This window comes from Sporolactobacillus sp. PKPK-6 (assembly GCF_056678885.1).
Window position 1 is genome coordinate 894,397 of the sequence record NZ_JBWXPA010000001.1, and the last position, 19,197, is coordinate 913,593.

Genomic DNA, 19,197 nt, shown 5'->3' on the forward strand with positions numbered 1-19,197 from the left:
TTTATTCTAATGCATTCGCCACAAAACGGTCAATGCACGCAAAAAACCGCTATTGTGATCGGTAAAAAAATATCACGTCAAATTTCGCGGGTCACTTCGCTTCGAAAACAAAAAGAAGGAACCGGATCTACCGGTTCCTTCTAATATTCATGGCTCACAAATGCAAGCGCAGGTATGCATCAATAAACGGATCGATATCGCCATCCATGACGCGATTTACGTCACCAATTTCGACATTGGTGCGGTGATCCTTGACCATGGAATATGGATGGAAAACATAGGAGCGAATCTGGCTGCCCCAGCCGATTTCCTTCTGCTCGCCGTGGAGCGCGGCCATCTCGGCTTCTTTCTTCTCTTCCTCCAACTGGTACAAGCGCGACTTCAGCATCTTCATTGCCTGATCGCGGTTCTGGAACTGCGACCGTTCCGACTGACAGCTGACGACAACGCCGGTCGGAAGGTGTGTCATACGTACGGCCGAAGACGTCTTGTTAATGTGCTGACCGCCGGCACCGCTGGAACGGAAGACATCGACGCGCAAATCTTCCGGTCGGATGTCAATCTCAATATCATCATCGATTTCCGGCACCACTTCACACGACACGAACGAGGTGTGACGGCGTCCGGCTGCGTCGAACGGTGAGATACGCACGAGACGATGAATACCTTTTTCCGCTTTCAAGTAACCGAACGCGTCCGGTCCCTTGATCAGCAAGGTAACACTCTTAACCCCGGCCTCATCACCCGGCAGATAGTCGAGTGTTTCGACAGCGAAGCCTTTGCTTTCTGCCCAACGCGTATACATACGCAGCAGCATCGACGCCCAATCCTGGGCTTCGGTACCGCCTGCGCCCGGATGCAGTTCCAGAATCGCATTGTTGCGGTCATGCGGGCCGCTGAGGAGCAGCCGTGTTTCATATTTGTTGAACGCTTCCCGTGCCTCGCCGAGTGATTCCTCGAGCTCAGCTTTGAGATCCGCGTCATCCTCTTCTTTGACCAGTTCATAGGCAACCTGAAGATCTTCGAATTTCGATTCAAGGTCGGTCAGACTGTCGACCTTGCCTTTTAATTCATTGGATTCATCAATGACCTTCTGGGCTTTTTCATTATCGTCCCAGAATCCTGGCATCGACATTTTTTCATCCAATTCGGCGATCTTTGCCCTCTTGTTATCTAAGTCAAAGAGACCCCCTAAATGCTTTGAGACGCGTTTCCATCTCATCAATTTCGTGTTTCATTTCAGGTAAATCCATGTTCATCCTACTTTCCATTTTCCACAGATTATTTTCCGTGGCAGTTTTTATATTTTTTGCCGCTGCCGCATGGGCACGGATCGTTACGGCCGACATGGACCTTGCGCTTGATCGGCTGCTTCTTTGCCGGTTCGTCGTCCTGGCCGCCGGAGATGACACGCAGTCCGTGCGTTACCTTTTCACGTTGAATCGGCTGTTCCTCACGGATTTCCGCCTTCATCAAGAAATTGACGATCTCCTCGTCAATGCTTGCAACCATTTCTTCGAACATCTTGAAGCCTTCGATATTATATGCGCGGTACGGATCAACCTGACCATATGCCCGCAGATAGATACCTTCACGAAGCTGTTCCATCGCATCGATGTGATCCATCCACTTCGTATCCACCGTACGCAGCGTGATCACACGCTCAAATTCACGCATACGTTCCGACGTGAATTCTTCTTCTTTTTCATCGTAACGAGCAATTGCCTTCGCATACAAATCATCAATCATCTCTTCCGGATCCTTACCATCAAGGTCCTTCAGAGTCAGTACACCTTCGTTGAAAATCTTTGCATTTAGATAGTCAATAACTGATTGAAGATCCCATTCTTCCGGTACTTCTTTTTCCGGAGTATGTGCATGCACAATATTTTCAATGACAAGCTTGATCATGCCTTCAATATCTTCACGCAAATTCTTGGATTCAAGAACTTCCATACGCTGCTTATAAATGATTTCACGCTGTTGACGCATAACATCATCAAATTTAAGCAATTGTTTACGGGCATCAAAGTTGTTACCTTCAACACGTTTCTGAGCAGCTTCCACCGACCTGCTGACAAGCTTGCTTTCGATCGGGGATGTATCGTCCATACCGATCTTTTCCATCCAGCTCTTCATTTTATCCGAGCCGAACCGTTTCATCAAGTCGTCTTCAAGAGACAAATAGAAACGCGATTCACCGGGATCGCCTTGACGACCGGAACGACCACGCAACTGGTTGTCAATACGACGGGATTCATGACGTTCCGTACCAAGAATGAACAGACCGCCGAGATCAGCCACACCCTCGCCGAGCTTGATATCAGTACCACGACCGGCCATGTTGGTGGCAATCGTTACAGAGCCTGCTTGCCCTGCATTTTCAATGATCTCCGCTTCACGCGCATGGTTCTTCGCGTTCAAGACATTATGCGGAATACCGCGCCTTTTCAGGAGCTTCGAAATCAATTCCGATGTTTCAACGGCAACCGTACCCACAAGCACCGGTTGACCGCGATGATATAACGTGGCAATTTCTTCCACAACCGCATGGAATTTGCCCTTTTGCGATTTATAGATCAGATCCGGATTATCAATACGAATCATCGGTTTATTCGTTGGGATTTCAATAACATCCATGTTGTAGATGCTCTGGAATTCTTCTTCTTCCGTCTTCGCCGTACCGGTCATACCGGAAAGCTTGTGATACATACGGAAGAAATTCTGCAGGGTGATCGTCGCCAGCGTCTTGCTTTCACTCTGGATCTCGAGACCTTCCTTAGCCTCAATCGCCTGGTGCAAGCCTTCGCTGTAGCGACGGCCCTGCATCAAGCGGCCGGTAAACGGATCGACGATGATAATCTCACCGTCTTTAACCACATAATCCTGGTCGCGGTGCATAATCGCATGTGCCTTCATCGCTTCGCTGACGTGGTGGTTTGTGGTCACATTTGAATAATCATACAGATTTTTGATTCCAAAGAAGTTTTCCGCCTTGGTCATGCCTTCTTCAGTCAACTGCACCGACTTCGTCTTCAGATCAACCGTGTAGTCCTGTTTTTCCGTCAAAAGACGCGCGAACTGATTGGCACGGACATACAGATCCGTTGATTTCTCCGCATTACCGGAAATGATCAGCGGCGTACGCGCTTCATCGACCAAAATGGAGTCCACTTCATCGACGATCGCAAAGCTGAGCGGACGCTGAACCATTTCTTCTTTATAAAGCACCATGTTGTCACGCAGATAGTCAAAACCGAACTCACTGTTCGTACCGTACGTAATATCGGCAGCATAGGCTTCTTTCTTTTCCTCAGGATTCAAGCCGTTAATATTCAAGCCGACAGACAGACCGAGAAAATTATACAGCAGCCCCATCTGCTCCGCGTCACGCTTAGCCAAATAATCATTGACCGTAACCAAGTGTGCGCCCTCACCGGCAAGTGCATTCAGATAAAGCGGCATCGTCGCAACGAGCGTTTTACCTTCACCGGTTTTCATCTCGGCAATGTTCCCTTGATGCAGCGCGATCGCACCGATCAACTGAACATAATAAGGCGTCATACCAAGAATACGTGTTGATGCTTCACGAACAACCGCAAAAGCTTCTGGAAGCAGGTCATCCAGCGTTTCGCCATTCTCCAACCGCTGTTTGAATTCCGGCGTCTTCGCCTGCAGATCATCATCACTCAGCGCCTTCATTTGGTCGGCATAAGTTTCAACCACATGCGCTAATTTTTCCATCTTGCTGAGCTTGCGGAGACTGGTATCTCCTAAAACTCGTTTGAGCATTCCTATCATGCCTGCATACACCTCATTTAAGATTTCTGATTGAGCGCCACATGCCCGCGCCATCAGTAACAATCACTTGTATCATGCGTTCACGTATGAACCCGTCCAAAAATCCACTTCTTCAATATGTTCTCTATTTTAACAATATTCGCCTACGGTGACAATTACCCACGACAAGAATCACTGAACCCTCCGTATCAATACGGAACCATTCACAAACTATTCGCCATACTTCCCGCTTTTCAGGGCGAGCATCAGTCGATAGGCAGATCACAACATCTTCCATTATACGGCAAAATGTATGCCAAGAAAATAGAAGAACATTTCGAAAAAAGCAGCCTTGAGCAAATAGGCTGCGCGAGATCCCGTATTCAGCGTATCGGTTGACGCATGTGCACATCCGAAAATCCGAAAGGGAGAGATTCGCGTGTGCGAATCTCTCCCCAGTTGTATATAAACACGCTTATTCGTTATACCTGATCGATCAAACCAAATCGTCCATCTTTACGGCGGTAAACCACTGCGGTCGTATTGTCCTCCGCGTTATTGAAAATATAGAAGGAATGGCCGAGCATATCCATCTGAAGGATCGCTTCGTCAACCGTCATCGGCTTGAACACAAAATGCTTCTTGCGGACAACGTCAAGTGCTTCCTCATCCTCAACTGTCTTCGTCGCCGTACTGTTTGCATTTTGAAACGCTTGTTTCACACCTTGACGACTCTTACGATTGAGCTTCGTTTTATGTTTCTTGATCTGACGCTCAAGCTTGGAAACAGCCAAATCAATCGCTGTATAAAGATCTTCCTCGCCTACCTCAGCTCTCAGGAGAAGGCCTTGAAGCGGAATCGTAACCTCGACCACTTGTTCTTTGTTGTGGACGCGCAAATTCACACGTGCGCTTGTATCAAGCGGTGTGTTGAAGTACTTTTCCAGTTTGCCGATTCTTTTCTCTGCATAATCCTGCAAAGATGATGTCACTGTGATGTTTTCCCCGCGAATAATAATATCCATGAGAAAGCCTCCCTTCAATACTATATACATTCGCTATTCCCGTCCCAATTCCTTCCCAAACATCAAAATATTTTTACAAAAAGCGTCTTGCTTTTTATATTTTCGACAAGTACCGCTTATTTAAACCTGCAAACGCATTCATGCATAATAGGTATCAATAACATGCAATATTCCAATCAAATCAGACGTGACAAAAGGGCTGAATTGTATTGACGATGCCTGTTCTAGCACATATAATGATAACGCAAACAAGAAAACACATGACAATTTACGCATTCTTGTCTCATGTTTTACTTAATTCAACTCATGAATTAATGGTTAGATTATCTAACCATTCGCCTGTATATGATCCATAACTCAAAGGTAATGAGTGAGACGGTGACCATATCTCATAAAAGGAGTTTTGACCATGTCAGTCAAGAAGGAAGAAATCATCGAATTGTTCGAGAAGCTCAATGAAGATGAGAAAGAATCGACCTACAATTACTTGCAATTCCTCGCAAGTCTGAATACAGAACCCGAAGAAGCAGCTGTCGTTGGCGACTAATTCGCTCATAGCACTGCGAAAGCCCATCCGTTAATCCTAACGGGTGGGCGATTTATTTATTCGGAGCGAAAAATCAATCATGAATCAATGGTCTTATTGTATGAAAAAATGGGCGGTTGGTGAAAAAGAAAAAATCACCGCCTCAGCAGTGATCCTTACTCCCGCTTATCCAAGAACATACCGTCCTTGGTCGGGCCGGTATACGGATTACGGTAGCGATTAACCGTTTTTTTTCGATGCCGGAACTGACTCATGTCACCGGCAATCTCTTGCTTAATCGTTTGAAGCGATTGATTGATGCTTTGATTCATCGCTTCAATCTCTCGCCAGATTTGACGATCAGAATTACTGCAATGGTCCGGCAACTCCTTCAAAAGCGCTTCCCGCGCGTCAAGCAACTGTTGCAGACGCTCGATAAACGCATCACGATCCTCACGCTCATAGTCCTTAACAAGTTCATCCAGTTCAATCGTTTGATCATAGATCTCTTGAAGAACCATCTTAAGCACGATCCCGCTTCGGCTGATTCTTCTGCGTGATTTCAATGACCTGCTTCCATGTATCACGAAACTCAGTCACAAAGCCTTCCACCTCATCAAGAATTGCCTCCTCATTCTTGATGTTCGCTTCAATCAGACGTCGATTCATGTAGTCATACATCTGCATCATACTCTTTGCCACTGGTTGTTTCTGATCAAGAGTGATCATTAATTCATTAATGATCGCCTGTGCCTTCTGAATATATGTGTTTTTATTTTCGATATTTTCTTCTGAAACTGCCAGCTTCGCTTGCCGAATAAATTTGATACAACCGTTATAGAGCATCAATGTCAATTCGCCTGGCGTTGCTGAAAGTACAGAATTTTTTTGATAATTTTTATAAGCACTTGCTTGCATGTTCGTTCCCCCTCACCCTAATCATGAACTAATAAACTGTGACAGATACGAAGCTTGACTATTTGCCTGCTGAATCGCCGCTTCCATCGCATCGAATTGAGTATAATATCGGGTTTGGATATCCTGAAGCCGTAATTTGAATGCATCAATCCGGTCGTTCATGTCGTCAATCGATTTGCCCATCGAGTATTGAGTATAAACCATATTCGTGTTTCCGGCTTTAGCCTCAATTTGATTCATTGTATTTTTCAAGGTTGTGTTCAGACGCTGCATAACGCCTTGCGATGAGGATGAAGTCCCCGTATTCGAGAACATCTCCATTATTGCTTGTGGATCAGTACTAATCGCTTCTTTTAATTTGTCCTCATCAATCACCAACTTGCCATGATCAAGATAATCCGTACTTGTAGTAATGCCAATCTCAGATAGTTGGTTCATTTTTGTATTACTCGTACCATTAACAGATGTATAGAGATCCATACGCAATTGACTCAAAGCACCACTCAAAATGCTGTCATTGGCAAGCATCCCGGATTTCGCTTTGTCTGTCCAATTCGTAATATCCGAATCCTTCATCGTAGATTTCTGAGCATCTGTCAAAGGAAGATAGCTACGATTGCGAGTCTCAGAAATTTTATCATTTATTTGTTTGATTGTGTCGTTGTATTGACTGACAAAATCAGAAATGGATTTAAATACAGCATCAGTATCTGTGCTAATATTAATTGACGCAGAACCTTCAAAAGAACTCTGTAAATTAAAGGTTACGCCACTAACTGTAAATGTGTTCGAATGACGAGATGTTTTAAGACCATTTAATGTAAACTCGGCATCTGTTCCTTCTTGTTCCTTAGTTGAATCCAAGTTTAGTGTCTTTGTGAGAAAATCACCACTAAATTCAATCTCAGCCTTGTGAACAGTAACCTCCCCTGTTGTTTGATTCTTCGTATCCGGGTTGTTGTCACCAGTTGTCGTTCGTGTCATGGAAACTTGTCCTGTTACCGAGTCATAAAATGCGTTAACTCCAATATTCGAACTAGTAATATCTGCCATAATTTTATCAAGCGACGTTTTTTCAGGATCAAACGAAAAATCATGGTTAGTCGGTTTTCCATCATTATAGGTCGTAATCGAGAACTCTATCGGACCACTAAACGTTTGACCAAGTGCATCTTCTTGTGATGACAATGATTTCGAAGAATCAAATGCCTTTACATTCGTCACAATTGATTCAGTACTGTTATTATGCGCTGCAGTTGCCAAAGTTACATTTGATAGTGTATAAGCTACGTTACCAGAATTCGCTCCACCCGTTGCTGTAACTTTAGAAGAATCACTTGATGTAGCCGTTTTTGCTAAATATGCACCTTGTAGTCGCATTTTTTGCGTCGTTGATTGCAAATTACTCAGCAGTGTATTCATCGAACGATAATCATCACGCTGCCATTCTGTCAATTGCAAATTCTGCTGCATTTGGACAAGCGGTTGGCTTTCAGCAGTCATTAATTTGGCAACGATGCTATCTACATCAATTCCACTTGCCAAACCACTTACCCGACTTGTATTCGTCGCACCGATCATACTATTAATTGAATCTATGGAAACACTATTTGAACTTGAATCTGCCATACTGCTCACCTCTTAATCAAACTCTTTTATTAACAATTAGTCCTAACTTCTCAGCGATTGCTGCGTACATATCCATAAATTTTTTCGGTGGGATTTCCCGGATCACTTGATGTGTTCTAACATCCTCGACCTGCACATAATACTTGTTCAATTTATCATGGAGTACATAGTGCATTTCTGTCAATTCCGGATTCAACAACTTATTTGCTTCAGAAACCAAATCATCCAGTTGTTCTTTATTAAAAGAGGAATAGGTTCTCTCCTCTTTTATATTCTGATTTCCATTTGGTTGATTATGTGCTTGATTTGTTTGTGTATCTCTTTGTGGTGCAGATATTTCGCTTCCATGATTCTGCAAAGTTACATCAAGTGAAACATCGCCATTCATGTCCAGCCCTCCCAAAGCTGCAACTTTTTCTTCTACTTTAAATATCGGTATCGTTTATAAAAAGTTTAGATTTCTACATTACCTTCAACCAAATCTCAGGCTTTACAAAAATATCTACCAAAATAAAAACGAACCTCCGATGTTTAAGAGATTCGTCTTTAAAGTTGCTATAGTTTGAAAAAGTTAAATCAATCCATAATTCATTATCTCAAGAGTTGAAGAACACCTTGTGGAAGTTGGTTAGATTGAGCAAGCATTGCTTGAGCAGCCTGGTTAAGAATATTATTCTTCGTGAAGTTGCTCATTTCTTTAGCCATATCAACGTCACGAATACGTGATTCAGCAGCTGACAAGTTTTCTGAAGAAGTACTCAAATTGTTGATTGTGTGTTCCAAACGGTTCTGGTAAGCACCAAGTTTTGAGCGTTCTGCCGAAACTTTTTCTATTGCATTTTGAACTGTTGTTACAGCTGTATTTGCGGCATCTTGTGAAGAAACATCAATACCTTTAATACCAAGTGCATCAGCTCGCATATCATTGATTCCGATGCTCATATTTTGGTTTTCATTAGCACCAATTTGCATTTTCAATGCGTTATTCGTGCCAACAACAATATCAACATCTTGGTCTGCTACTAGAGTAAATTCTAGTCCTTCATAATTTCCAGAAGTAACAGAAACTTTGTTTCCTGAAGCAGTATATGAACCACCAAGTTCACTAACACTCAATGTTGCATCTGTACCATTAGAAGTTGTACCAGGAGTAGCCGTAGTAAATACACCGGTTCCAGCACTGTAAGTGATCTGATGTGATGAGCCAGCATTTACGGCTGTAAATGTAAAACCATTACCTGCGCCTGTAGCCCACGAAGCTGTAACGCCTGTAACTGATGACTTTTCATTAAACGCATCTAAGGCTTGCTGAACAGTTTGAGCAGATGTAAACGAAAAAGACGTTCCGTTAACTGTAATGCTACTATCAGCTCCAAGAGCCGTTGCTGTAGTCGCTAATCCTACAGAACCAGAATCTTTAAAGTTAGCAGCAACAGCAAGAGTTGTATTAGCTGCAGTTAAATTGATAGTTCCATCCTTTGTATCCGCAGTACCTGATAAATCTTTAACAGCATTATTAGTAGCTTGAACAGTTACACCAGCGGAACCATTCAGAAGTTTTTTCGTGTTAAACTCTGTGTCTGTTCCAATACGGTCAACTTCGGACACCAATTGATTGATTTCTTTTTGAATTTCAGAACGATCCGAATCCGTATTTGTATCATTTGCAGACTGTACAGCCAGTTCTCTCATTCGTTGGAGAATGTCATGTGTTTCATTTAATGATCCTTCAGCTGTCTGAATAAGAGAAATACCATCTTGAGCATTCTTGCTTGCCATATCCAAACCACGGATCTGACCTCGCATTTTTTCGGAAATTGCGAGACCAGCAGCATCGTCACCAGCACGGTTAATACGAAGACCTGAAGAAAGTTTTTCAAGAGATTTCTGAGTTGCTGCTGTGTTTTTACTCAAGTTGTTGAGTGTGTTCAACGCAGCAATGTTGTGATTGATAATCATAAATTGTTTCCTCCCTGAATTGTGAATTCCCACGTCCATGTGGAATAGTATTTAGGCAATTGGAAAGGCGCCTTCCCAACCGCCTTACAATCTATATATCGTCATTAGGAAAAAGATGTTTAGCAGACTAGGATATTTTTTCATATTTTTTAACAGAATACTTATCTGCCTGAGCTACCACTTTCTAAGCGTCTCTTCCACTTTCACCTTATCTGCCTGTCCATTTTTCAAAAACACATTAGGAATTCCTTGTGCATAACCACGTACATTCTCTATACCAAATATATCTGCAACACGTTTACAAGTTTTAATAAATGCGGATTTGTCCTGTGTATTATTAAGGTGCAAACCTTTATCGTATAGCCATTTGTCTTCCGCTCCATCAGAATAGCCAATAACCGAGCACCTTACCTCATCTTTCATATTGTGTCGAGCAGCCAGTATACTACGATAAATAAAATCATCATTTGGAAGAGAATAACCCGCAAAAATAATATGCTTCGCTTTCTCTAATGCCACCTTCATATCACTTTGAATTTCTTCAAGAATATACAGCTTTTTTATATTTTTCATCTTGTCGCTGTTTCCTAATACATTCCAACATTTTTCATTCTCCAAGATAATTTGGAAACATACAGTTTTACACTTACTTTTGACTATGTGACATTTTAGTCATTCTTAATTTGGCATCTCCGTGTCCAAAATGATCCCTCAAGCTCTCGTCACATTCGTGAATAACCTCATTTTTTTCTTTATCTATAATTTTTTCGAAATAACGATTATTTTCCCGATCAACTATCATTGTTCGATCAACAAATTTTTTAGGCTGTAACTGTAGTCATCACCATATTTAAACTCTTTAATAGCTCTTTTCTTTCCTTCTACCTCTGCTTTTCCTCTAAGTTTTTCTCTAAGATCAATATACAGATTATCTGAAACTCCAATAACTAAAGTTTTATTTACAGACCCACAATTTGGACAGTTTGATTCATCATAAGTTCGTTGGCATTCACAATTTGAGCATATAATTTTTTGATTCAAATTATTCATCACCTTTTTTTCGTTAACATGACTGTAAGTTGATTTGCTTGATATATTGACTCTTTTTGTATATTGTGTTATTTTATTTTCCAAAATAATGACCTCCTCTATTTATTAATATCATATTAAGGTCATTAGATTAAATTGACCAATTGCTGTTGGAGCTATTTGAAATCGTATCCATAGCCTATAAAAGAAATGTATTACGAATCCTCCTGATTAGTTAATAAATCTAAGACGTGGTCGTATTTTTAGGTGAAATCAGTCAGAATTGTTATATCTATACAATTATTGTCATTGTTTAAAGGCGGTCAGTTTACGGAGTATGTTAGAAATTTAATCATTCACTTTCGGCGGTCAGTTTCAATCATTTGTGATTTTACAGGAGTTGATTTTTTTGACAAAAATTTATCCATTAGATATAGCCAATGCTAAAAAACGTGCAGGTTGCCTCAATGATGCCTTAAAAACATCCAAAAAGAATCATGACATTGCAAAGTCAGATGCATATTGCGAAGAATTAGTAAATCTTGAGTATTCATTGAAAGTGTATGAAAATGCGCCTCATAATGTATCAGAAAGTGCTATTCAGAGAATTAAAGAAGCATCACAGGCATTCCAAAGGGCATGCGATAATGGTCTTAAGCTTAAGAATAATGGACATGAGTAGTCCATTTTCCAAACCAGATACTGTTCTAAAAGGCAGCTTAAGCAAAAAACTCGAGAGGATTTATTCACTCTCGAGTTTTTCTATTTTAGATTTCATTTGGGATAGCCTCGTTCAGACATAAATGTCTACAACTGAAAGTCGCCATTCAAGACTGAAGTCTTCTGAAAAACACAAATCTCTTAGATCTTCAAAAATGCAGTTCTGTCCTTCGTCAAGTATTTGTGTCCCGAGTGCATCGTTTGCGGCATCAAATGCCGCCTGCCAGTTTATCCAGTAGAGTTGATCGCCTTTATAGTTTTTCTTCATTAATTTATTGATCGAATCATCGGTAATTTCTCTTGGCAAGGCATCATGTGCGGTAACAAACAGAAGCAAACGATGGTCGGCTTCTTGCAGCATTTGCTTTTGCTGTTTGCTGAGATCTAATTCGTTATTCATCAGATCGACGTATTGCTCGGCTAATTGATCGCCTTGTAACACTTGAAGTTCCCTTTCAGCCTGCTCTCGGTTCACGTCATGCCGCCCACTGTAATACTTTGCTTCTATTATTATGGCGATCGGCGGCTTTGTCTTGCGTGTGATTAAGAGAACCAAATCCGGTTCTCGTTTGTAATAGGTAGTCTTAGGCCAGAAAATGTAATCAACCGCTAGGCAATCCTTGAAAAGATTGTGGATTGGTTTTGCAGTCTGAGCATGGATTGCCTTTTTGAGAAATGGAATGAGTGCTATATTTACGGGTAAGTAACGAAATGCGGAAAAAACATCAGACGTCAGCAGATCCTCCCGCCCTTCAAGCATTGAGATTTTTCCATGAAGTTCAGCCACTGTCATCGAATCACAACTTTCGCAGTAGATTTTTATACCTATTATTCGGCAGTATACGACTTCTTTCCTTCTTTTTGGCAAAAAATGAATCATTGATTTTCGAATGTCGGATTTTCGCTGTATGGTAAACTTAATCTTATTGAAGATGCGAATGGGTGGTGTCTTTTTTACGATGAAAATCTTTCTTTATATTCTTGTGTTATCAGCCTTAATGACGTTTCTTCCACAGGTATGGCATGCCCCTGTTCATTCTGAATGGGATGATCATTTATCTCCTCATGATCAAACAAGTGAAGAATAAAAGAAAAGCCGTCTGGCTGCCATTGCTGCTGACGGTGATTGTCGTTCTTACTACTTATCCCGGATTGACTCGGTATTGGGGTAAGTAGCGTTGCATTTTAGAATGCAATGAACTTCTTTATTGATCTTTGAAGACCTCTGATCACCTACTGCTAATCAGAACCATTGTGTCCTCCGTTCGTTTTAATTAAAAAATTGTTTGTCCCATTCTTGACGCCTTTTTTCATTCGTTAAATGTCGAATGATTCATCGTCTCCAGCCTGAATCATTGTTATCTCATGACAGCTCAGATATGGTTAAATCATTTCGAATCGTTTATACTATAATAAAAGGTGCATATAATAAAGCCGCCGATGGTCGAACATCGGCGGCAAGGTGACAACAAACTGCTTCAAAGGCAGCTACCGCACCGAACGTTAATTATGAAAATAATCCGCTTGGCTTGGGGAAGTCATGGGCGGATTATTTTCTGTTTTTTGACGACACGATAATCAGCACGAGCATTGCAAATTGGATCATTAGTGAACATGCTTCATATGTCGTCATTGGCCTCACCTCCCTCCATCAAAAGAGAGGCACGGCACCCGCCCATGAGCTTTTGCTGTCTTAATTAGTGTACCATGAAATCCGCAATAACAAGAACAAATATTCTCTTTTTTGAACGTTTACTCTGAATGGACTAGTAAACCTATTGCTGTCACCCCTTCCCCGCTGATTGATCACCTGATTGTGCAGACAGAAAAAGAACGTTTATTAGATGCAGAAAGTTTATGGAGAAAAGAAAACATGCCCGATAAACTAGAGACAAAGATCATGAGTTATCGACACTAGTTGAATCAAATTCAGAGGATGAGGTAAATCAATTACTCTTCCCTTTCTTGCGAGAAAATCCGCACGTACAAAATTACGTACACTCAAAAGATGGTGGTCATCAATGATCTATCAATTAAAAATTGTTTTAAAAAACCAGAGTCCTTTAATATGGGTTCGTCTGCAATTGGATGGGGAAACAACCTTGGCGACCTTGCAAGATGATCTTGATGAAGCATTTGATCTGTCAAAAAAAGGATTGCACCATTTTAAGCTTTTCACGAGTAGCCGGGACAATCCGGTTGCTTTTTCAGATACATCTGCGTTTCGCAAAAGGGCAACATTAACCCAATGCTTTTCCAATTGTGGATATATGGGAAATGACACCTACCAAGATGATGTCCGTACAATGATGTTTAATCTTTTTATTGAACAAATCATTCAACCTGAGAAGGGGATTGATTATCCCAGATGCACCACTGTTTGCAAGCATTTAGGTGAATTCATTGCCCAAAATAAACCCTGGTTCATCGATCCGTTGGAAGGAGACTTCGTTCAGGTATACGCCCCAACTCAGACACGTGAGGAACTTGTAGCTCACATCAATGCATTCTTAAAAAAAGAGGATCTGAATCCGTTTGATGCTTTTTGAGCATTCGTCCGCTTTAACAGGAACGAACATTTTTCTTTTTTTATAACACGTACGAGCCGATTGCGAAATCCATCATCTATCTTCTTGACCGCTCATCCCATAGTTCTTCAGCAATCTCTTCGCAGCTTCCACTCCTTTTTCCGAGAGATAAACAGATTTAGATTTGTTACTGCCGCTTATCAATTTCTCATCACCCAACTCATTTAAAAGATCAAAATCGTAGCCCTTCCAGCTGCGCCGATATGTTTCGCCGTATTCTTTTTCTTCCCATGAGGTCAAATACAGCAACATCAAGGTTAAGTCTTTTTCTAAGTGATTTTCGGAATCATGACTCATGATTCAACACCTCCATCGATTGTTACGTTCAAACCATCACATTGTAATATTTGATCGATCTATTTATGGTATACCTAAATTATGCGTCGAATCTATAGAAAAGTGAGTACTCGTGCCTATTTATGAGAAATCAGTAGGAAATGAGGAAAACGGAAGGTTCCGCAAGTAAGTATGACCTGCACTTGTCCAAACTCGCCTATTTTCATTATAATTGGGTTAAGGCGATGAGGACTTGGACTGTGCAGCAAAAAGGGTGCAACTTAACAAAGTCATCCTATCACTTTCTGTTTTGGAGGACACACTGATGAACATTCAATTGAAAATCTCGATAAAAGGCAGTAAGCCTCCTGTTTGGGCAAGGATCCAAGCGGACAGTATGATTACCGTTTCGGATCTGCATAATTATATCAACGAACTGTTTGGTTTTGACTATAATGAGTCGTCTATTAAATTACCAAAACATCTCGGGTATTCGCTCCGCTCTGCAACAACCGATGTGGTATTCGGAGTCTTTGATGAGGAGTATGGGCAAATGACCGAATTTGGTCCGGATGCTCTGAATGACACTCATTATTTGGTTTCTGATTTTCTCATTGAACCTGGTGACAAAGGCCACTGTTCCACTCCGGATCATAGCCGACGGCTGGAAATCCTCCTTGAACCGATTAGGGATGAGTATGAGCAGCCCGTGCCTCGCTGTGTTGGGTGTAGTCGGGCAATGGTTCCCTATTTGAACGACTTATTAATGGATGAAGATGGGACATATTTTGATGATCCTTTAAGAAATCAGGCAGAGGCTGTTGAGGATCTTACTGAATGCTTGAGCATCTATCATCAGCTCGATGACGATGAGGAAGACCTATCTCCATTTAATGTTGATCCTTCAGATGTAGAGAATTGGTTCGATCTCTTGCGTGCTTCGGAAAGGTTTGCGGATCTTGAGCCTTGGCAATGGCTGGATTCCGATCAGGTTATTGTACTTGACCTTCCCAACCGTCCGGAATGCGTGTACTGCTGCGTCCTTGGTCAAATGGGTAATGAATTCGGTCTTGTTGCCTATGCCGGAGATGAGGGATTGGCAATGATTCATCGCCTCTTCGCACAATCGGATGCTTCTCTTAACACAACATTAACTGCCAAAGTGTTCCATCTCTCGCTGTGCAGGCGCGGAACGTTTCCGGAAGATGATCGGGCACTGTTCAGTCTATTGGGTTTGGATCTAGAACATGCGGATCATTGGCCGATGCTGCGTGTTCAAACACCCGGCTATATGAACTGGATACCGCGCGGCGAAGAGGCACTTCTATTCGCTGAGATCATTGAGAAGCTTTCAGATCTTGCACTTGATTATCGGGATCGTGCTGCGCGGTTTCCTTTTTACCAAGATCATGAATGGTTTCTTAGAAAATATGTTTTGGATGATCATGACAATGAGAAATCGGTCGATGCTACCATTGAGCCGGCGAGCAAGCAACGTGAATGGCATCATGCCGAACCACTGACCAATGCCATTGATCTTCAGCGAATCAAGAAAACGGCTCGCCAAAATAAATCATGGGTGGAACTTGGAGGCAGCTTCGCACCGTTTCCTGTTGCACAAGAAAGTGACGAGCGGCCGATTTTCCCTTGGATTGAATTCGCTGTCGATCACACGAACGAACAAGTGCTGCTTCATGCCTCAGTGATGCCTGATCAAGTAAATGAACAGTCCGTTTATGTGCGCACAGCCCAAAAATTCCTTTTAAATATGATTCAAGAAACGGCGCAGCGTCCAAGTGGCATACTTGTAGCCGATGATCACCTCTATCATGCGTTATTCTTATTATGTAAAAAGCTCGGGATCATCTGCAACCTTTCTCATGACTTGCCAAAATGGAACCAAGCATGGGAATCCTTAGTTGAATTTGTTGAAAACCAGCCTTGATTGTCCCTTTTTAAACAATGAAATCCATTAATCCGCTCAAGAACGACACGTGGGCGGATTTTTTGAATGCTGCGAAACGAATTAAGCTCTTTCTCACTGGATAAATATAACGTTCGTGTTTTTGCGTTGATGCTGTATAATGAAAGTTCGATGCAATCACATTTTTTCGACAACGGTATTTGGTCGTTCAGATTTTGGCGAAACGTTCTCCGATCAGTTCGTTTTACTTAAGAATCATGTCTGAATGACGCTCTAGGTTCTTGCTCGTTTCTTTCATATAGAGAAATAAAGATAGAGAAAACAGTAAAGGTGGTTTCTTGAATTGAAGAGATTTGGTATGGCAACCCAAATTTTTACTGGGCTTGTTCTTGGTATTCTGGTTGGTGCGCTTTTCTATGGAAATGAAACGGTGATGGCGATTCTCCAACCGTTTGGCGATATTTTTATTCATCTGATCAAGATGATCGTGATCCCGATTATCGTATCGGCGCTGATTGTTTCAATTGCCAGTGTCGGCGATGTGAAACAGCTGGGAAAGCTTGGCGGGAAAACAATCCTGTATTTTGAAATTGTAACAACGCTGGCGCTCGGAATCGGCTTGATTGCAGCCAATGTGTTTCACCCTGGCGGTGGCATCAATTTATCAAATTTGGCGAAAAGCGATATATCGACGTATGAACAGACGGCCAAGACAGCTGAACATTCAAGTATTGTCAGTCATTTTGTGGACATTATTCCAAGCAACGTCTTTCAGTCGCTTGCCAATGGCGATTTATTGCCGGTGATCTTTTTCTCCGTATTGTTCGGAATCGGGCTGGCTACAATTGGTGAAAAAGGCAAGCCGGTGCTGAACTTCTTCGGCGGTGTCTTGGAAGCGATGTACTGGGTGACGAACCTGGTCATGAAATTTGCCGCATTCGGCGTATTCGGACTGATCGGGGTGAACGTCGCTCAGTTCGGAATTGCTTCGCTGATTCCACTAGGAAAACTGGTCTTTGTCATTTATGGCACGATGATCTTTTTTGTCGTAGTCATTTTAGGTCTGATTGCAAAATTTGCCGGAATAAATATCTTCTCGCTGTTCCGTATCTTAAAGGACGAACTGTTTCTGGCGTTTACAACCGCAAGCTCCGAAGCGGTTCTGCCGAAACTGATGGATAAAATGGTGAAATTCGGCTGTCCGAAACCGATCACATCGTTTGTGATTCCAACCGGTTATACATTTAACCTAGACGGGTCGGCCATCTACCAATCCATTGCCGCGCTGTTCATCGCCCAAGTATACGGCGTCCACCTCTCGCTTGCCCATCAGCTGACGATGCTCGTTGTACTGATGCTAACATCTAAGGGGATGGCAGGTGTAACCGGCGCGTCGTTTGTTGTGCTGCTGACTACACTGGGAACAATGGGGCTTCCGCTCGAAGGTGTTGCTTTCATTGCCGGCATTGATCGCATTCTGGACATGCTTCGTACGGTTGTCAATGTTGTCGGCAACGGTTTGGCTGCTGTGGTTATGTCCAAATCAGAGGGTAAATTCAATCAGGAAAAAGCTGATGCCTGTCTGAAATCGCTTCAGCAATCGTCTTGATTTTAAATACAAATTATTTATACAAAAAACTAAGTTTAGACTCCGGTTCCCGCCGGAGTTTTTCATTAAAAAAAATAGTTGACGTGCTCAATGGAAATGCGCAAGGATAGGGTAAGGTGATTACATGACTGATCAGCAAAAAATAATCGGTGGTTTCTTTTCTCTTGAACTACCCATGCGAAGCGAGTACCACAGCCAGGCACTGCGCCTGAACAGTGCGCGCTACGCGCTCGAATACGTACTGCGCGTGCGTCACTACAAAAAAATCTATCTGCCGGCCTATATCTGTGACAGTGTGCTTCAACCGATTAAGCGACTGAACATTGATTATACGTTCTACTCTATTGATGAGCACTTCGCTCCAGTTTTTAATCGTGTGCCGGAGGACAATGCCTGCTTTCTTTATGTCAATTACTTCGGCATGAACAACAAGAATGTCCAAAATGTCTGCAGCAATCTAGCAAATGTTATCATTGACAATACGCAGGCGTTTTTTGAACGACCGCAGCTGCATGTGGATACCCTGTATTCGCCACGCAAGTTTTTTGGCGTTCCGGATGGCGGCTACTTGTATACCAATGCTGAAGAGCGGCTTGAGCTGGATCAGGATCCGTCCTACTACCGTTACGATGCGCTGTTGAAGCAAATTGATCTAGGGAGTGTTTCCGCCGAGCCGCTTTTTGAACAAAATGAGGCCTATTTAGATACATGCGGGATGCACGCGATGTCACGAACGACTCAGCGACTGTTGATGAGTGTTGATTATGAGCAGGTGCGCACCATTCGAAATGAGAACTTCCGATTTCTTCATCAACAAATCGGCACCTACAATCTGCTGCGTGCAGACTTCACCAATGTGAACGGACCGATGTGCTACCCTTTTCTTATTGAACACGGGGAAAAATTAAAAGATTGTTTGTTGGAGCGCCACATCTATGCCAATGATTATTGGCAGGAAGTGTTGTCGCGCGTTCCCCCTGCACGTTTCGATTATAAGCTGGCGAAAAATCTGATCGCGCTGCCCATTGATCAGCGCTACACTGAGACGGACATGCGCTTCATTGCACAAATTGTTGGTAGTTTTCTGGTTTGATCGATAGGCCGATCCTTTCATCGGTTCGTTTTCCCGGAATAGAAACGCGATGACATAGCTATTTAAATCACGTAAATTCCTTACTGGATATAAACCGCATTTTAAAAGCCGGGCTCCCCTT

General features: G+C 42.4%; 19 protein-coding genes. 6 read left to right on the forward strand and 13 right to left on the reverse strand.

Translation table 11 applies throughout. The annotated features are described in order from the left end of the window. Positions 1 to 154 precede the first annotated feature (154 nt). From prfB to hpf, 3 genes are all read right to left on the reverse strand, one after another. Positions 155 to 1,253 (reverse strand): peptide chain release factor 2 gene (gene prfB, locus AC1MBV_RS04295; protein WP_480948255.1). Its coding sequence is split into 2 segments (ribosomal slippage): positions 155 to 1,189 and positions 1,191 to 1,253, totalling 1,098 coding nucleotides; the frame shifts between segments, so codons are not numbered across the junction. 28 nt (positions 1,254 to 1,281) lie between these two features. Beyond that, complete coding sequence (gene secA, locus AC1MBV_RS04300) at positions 1,282 to 3,801, reverse strand: preprotein translocase subunit SecA (RefSeq protein WP_480947588.1); 2,520 nt, start codon at positions 3,799 to 3,801, stop codon at positions 1,282 to 1,284. A 461-nt stretch (positions 3,802 to 4,262) separates the two neighbouring features. Next, positions 4,263 to 4,805, reverse strand: a complete 543-nt coding sequence (hpf, locus tag AC1MBV_RS04305; RefSeq protein ID WP_255749724.1) for a ribosome hibernation-promoting factor, HPF/YfiA family — start codon at positions 4,803 to 4,805, stop codon at positions 4,263 to 4,265. A gap of 409 nt (positions 4,806 to 5,214) precedes the next feature. Between hpf and AC1MBV_RS04310 the strand changes: the two genes are divergently transcribed. Then, the gene (locus AC1MBV_RS04310) at positions 5,215 to 5,352 is read left to right on the forward strand and encodes a hypothetical protein (protein WP_480947590.1); all 138 of its coding nucleotides are present in this window, start codon (positions 5,215 to 5,217) and stop codon (positions 5,350 to 5,352) included. Positions 5,353 to 5,507: 155 nt separating this feature from the next. On the opposite strand, the gene fliT is transcribed toward AC1MBV_RS04310, so the two are convergent. The 7 genes from fliT to AC1MBV_RS04345 form a co-directional block, all read right to left on the reverse strand. Further along, positions 5,508 to 5,897 (reverse strand): flagellar protein FliT, encoded by a 390-nt coding sequence (gene fliT, locus AC1MBV_RS04315; protein ID WP_480947591.1) that lies wholly within the window; start codon positions 5,895 to 5,897, stop codon positions 5,508 to 5,510. Next, on the reverse strand, positions 5,854 to 6,249 hold the full coding sequence (gene fliS, locus AC1MBV_RS04320; RefSeq protein ID WP_480947592.1) for a flagellar export chaperone FliS: 396 nt from the start codon (positions 6,247 to 6,249) through the stop codon (positions 5,854 to 5,856). The genes fliT and fliS overlap by 44 nt, the downstream gene beginning before the upstream one ends. Before the next feature lie 21 nt (positions 6,250 to 6,270). After that, a complete protein-coding gene (locus AC1MBV_RS04325) occupies positions 6,271 to 7,878 on the reverse strand; it encodes a flagellar hook-associated protein 2 (protein WP_480947593.1) in 1,608 nt (535 codons plus the stop codon). A 16-nt stretch (positions 7,879 to 7,894) separates the two neighbouring features. Then, on the reverse strand, positions 7,895 to 8,266 hold the full coding sequence (flaG, locus tag AC1MBV_RS04330; RefSeq protein ID WP_480947594.1) for a flagellar protein FlaG: 372 nt from the start codon (positions 8,264 to 8,266) through the stop codon (positions 7,895 to 7,897). Positions 8,267 to 8,469: 203 nt separating this feature from the next. Further along, the gene (locus AC1MBV_RS04335) at positions 8,470 to 9,837 is read right to left on the reverse strand and encodes a flagellin N-terminal helical domain-containing protein (RefSeq protein WP_480947595.1); all 1,368 of its coding nucleotides are present in this window, start codon (positions 9,835 to 9,837) and stop codon (positions 8,470 to 8,472) included. Between the two features lie 174 nt (positions 9,838 to 10,011). Beyond that, the gene (locus AC1MBV_RS04340; RefSeq protein WP_480947596.1) at positions 10,012 to 10,455 is read right to left on the reverse strand and encodes a hypothetical protein; all 444 of its coding nucleotides are present in this window, start codon (positions 10,453 to 10,455) and stop codon (positions 10,012 to 10,014) included. A 180-nt stretch (positions 10,456 to 10,635) separates the two neighbouring features. Further along, complete coding sequence (locus AC1MBV_RS04345) at positions 10,636 to 10,971, reverse strand: hypothetical protein (RefSeq protein WP_480947597.1); 336 nt, start codon at positions 10,969 to 10,971, stop codon at positions 10,636 to 10,638. A gap of 304 nt (positions 10,972 to 11,275) precedes the next feature. On the opposite strand from AC1MBV_RS04345, the gene AC1MBV_RS04350 reads away from it, so the two are divergent. Further along, positions 11,276 to 11,548, forward strand: coding sequence for a hypothetical protein (locus AC1MBV_RS04350; RefSeq protein WP_480947598.1), 273 nt, complete (start codon positions 11,276 to 11,278; stop codon positions 11,546 to 11,548). Between the two features lie 111 nt (positions 11,549 to 11,659). On the opposite strand, the gene AC1MBV_RS04355 is transcribed toward AC1MBV_RS04350, so the two are convergent. Both AC1MBV_RS04355 and AC1MBV_RS04360 read right to left on the reverse strand, forming a co-directional pair. Further along, positions 11,660 to 12,379 carry a hypothetical protein gene (locus AC1MBV_RS04355; protein ID WP_480947599.1) on the reverse strand — a complete coding sequence of 240 codons (720 nt, stop codon included), beginning with the start codon at positions 12,377 to 12,379 and terminating at the stop codon, positions 11,660 to 11,662. Between the two features lie 756 nt (positions 12,380 to 13,135). After that, complete coding sequence (locus tag AC1MBV_RS04360; RefSeq protein ID WP_370645969.1) at positions 13,136 to 13,219, reverse strand: putative holin-like toxin; 84 nt, start codon at positions 13,217 to 13,219, stop codon at positions 13,136 to 13,138. 388 nt (positions 13,220 to 13,607) lie between these two features. Between AC1MBV_RS04360 and AC1MBV_RS04365 the strand changes: the two genes are divergently transcribed. After that, a complete protein-coding gene (locus tag AC1MBV_RS04365; RefSeq protein ID WP_480947600.1) occupies positions 13,608 to 14,135 on the forward strand; it encodes an IS1096 element passenger TnpR family protein in 528 nt (175 codons plus the stop codon). Between the two features lie 72 nt (positions 14,136 to 14,207). On the opposite strand, the gene AC1MBV_RS04370 is transcribed toward AC1MBV_RS04365, so the two are convergent. Further along, positions 14,208 to 14,471 carry a DUF6429 family protein gene (locus AC1MBV_RS04370; protein WP_255747454.1) on the reverse strand — a complete coding sequence of 88 codons (264 nt, stop codon included), beginning with the start codon at positions 14,469 to 14,471 and terminating at the stop codon, positions 14,208 to 14,210. Between the two features lie 304 nt (positions 14,472 to 14,775). Here AC1MBV_RS04370 and AC1MBV_RS04375 point away from each other — a divergent pair, with 304 nt between their 5' ends. The 3 genes from AC1MBV_RS04375 (at position 14,776) to AC1MBV_RS04385 (ending at position 19,076) form a co-directional block, all read left to right on the forward strand. Then, a complete protein-coding gene (locus AC1MBV_RS04375) occupies positions 14,776 to 16,395 on the forward strand; it encodes a DUF7309 domain-containing protein (protein WP_480947601.1) in 1,620 nt (539 codons plus the stop codon). Between the two features lie 322 nt (positions 16,396 to 16,717). Next, a complete protein-coding gene (locus AC1MBV_RS04380) occupies positions 16,718 to 17,983 on the forward strand; it encodes a cation:dicarboxylate symporter family transporter (RefSeq protein ID WP_480947603.1) in 1,266 nt (421 codons plus the stop codon). 124 nt (positions 17,984 to 18,107) lie between these two features. Further along, the gene (locus AC1MBV_RS04385) at positions 18,108 to 19,076 is read left to right on the forward strand and encodes a hypothetical protein (RefSeq protein WP_480947604.1); all 969 of its coding nucleotides are present in this window, start codon (positions 18,108 to 18,110) and stop codon (positions 19,074 to 19,076) included. The last annotated feature ends 121 nt before the right edge of the window (positions 19,077 to 19,197 follow it).

Bases quoted from the DNA above. Each gene is read 5' to 3' on its own strand.
- secA (WP_480947588.1), bottom strand. From the start codon at position 3,801: ATGATAGGAATGCTCAAACGAGTTTTAGGAGATACCAGTCTCCGCAAG.
- hpf (WP_255749724.1), bottom strand. From the start codon at position 4,805: ATGGATATTATTATTCGCGGGGAAAACATCACAGTGACATCATCTTTG.
- AC1MBV_RS04310 (WP_480947590.1), top strand. From the start codon at position 5,215: ATGTCAGTCAAGAAGGAAGAAATCATCGAATTGTTCGAGAAGCTCAAT.
- fliS (WP_480947592.1), bottom strand. From the start codon at position 6,249: ATGCAAGCAAGTGCTTATAAAAATTATCAAAAAAATTCTGTACTTTCA.
- AC1MBV_RS04325 (WP_480947593.1), bottom strand. From the start codon at position 7,878: ATGGCAGATTCAAGTTCAAATAGTGTTTCCATAGATTCAATTAATAGT.
- flaG (WP_480947594.1), bottom strand. From the start codon at position 8,266: ATGAATGGCGATGTTTCACTTGATGTAACTTTGCAGAATCATGGAAGC.
- AC1MBV_RS04335 (WP_480947595.1), bottom strand. From the start codon at position 9,837: ATGATTATCAATCACAACATTGCTGCGTTGAACACACTCAACAACTTG.
- AC1MBV_RS04355 (WP_480947599.1), bottom strand. From the start codon at position 12,379: ATGACAGTGGCTGAACTTCATGGAAAAATCTCAATGCTTGAAGGGCGG.
- AC1MBV_RS04360 (WP_370645969.1), bottom strand. From the start codon at position 13,219: ATGACGACATATGAAGCATGTTCACTAATGATCCAATTTGCAATGCTC.
- AC1MBV_RS04365 (WP_480947600.1), top strand. From the start codon at position 13,608: ATGATCTATCAATTAAAAATTGTTTTAAAAAACCAGAGTCCTTTAATA.
- AC1MBV_RS04370 (WP_255747454.1), bottom strand. From the start codon at position 14,471: ATGAGTCATGATTCCGAAAATCACTTAGAAAAAGACTTAACCTTGATG.
- AC1MBV_RS04375 (WP_480947601.1), top strand. From the start codon at position 14,776: ATGAACATTCAATTGAAAATCTCGATAAAAGGCAGTAAGCCTCCTGTT.
- AC1MBV_RS04385 (WP_480947604.1), top strand. From the start codon at position 18,108: ATGACTGATCAGCAAAAAATAATCGGTGGTTTCTTTTCTCTTGAACTA.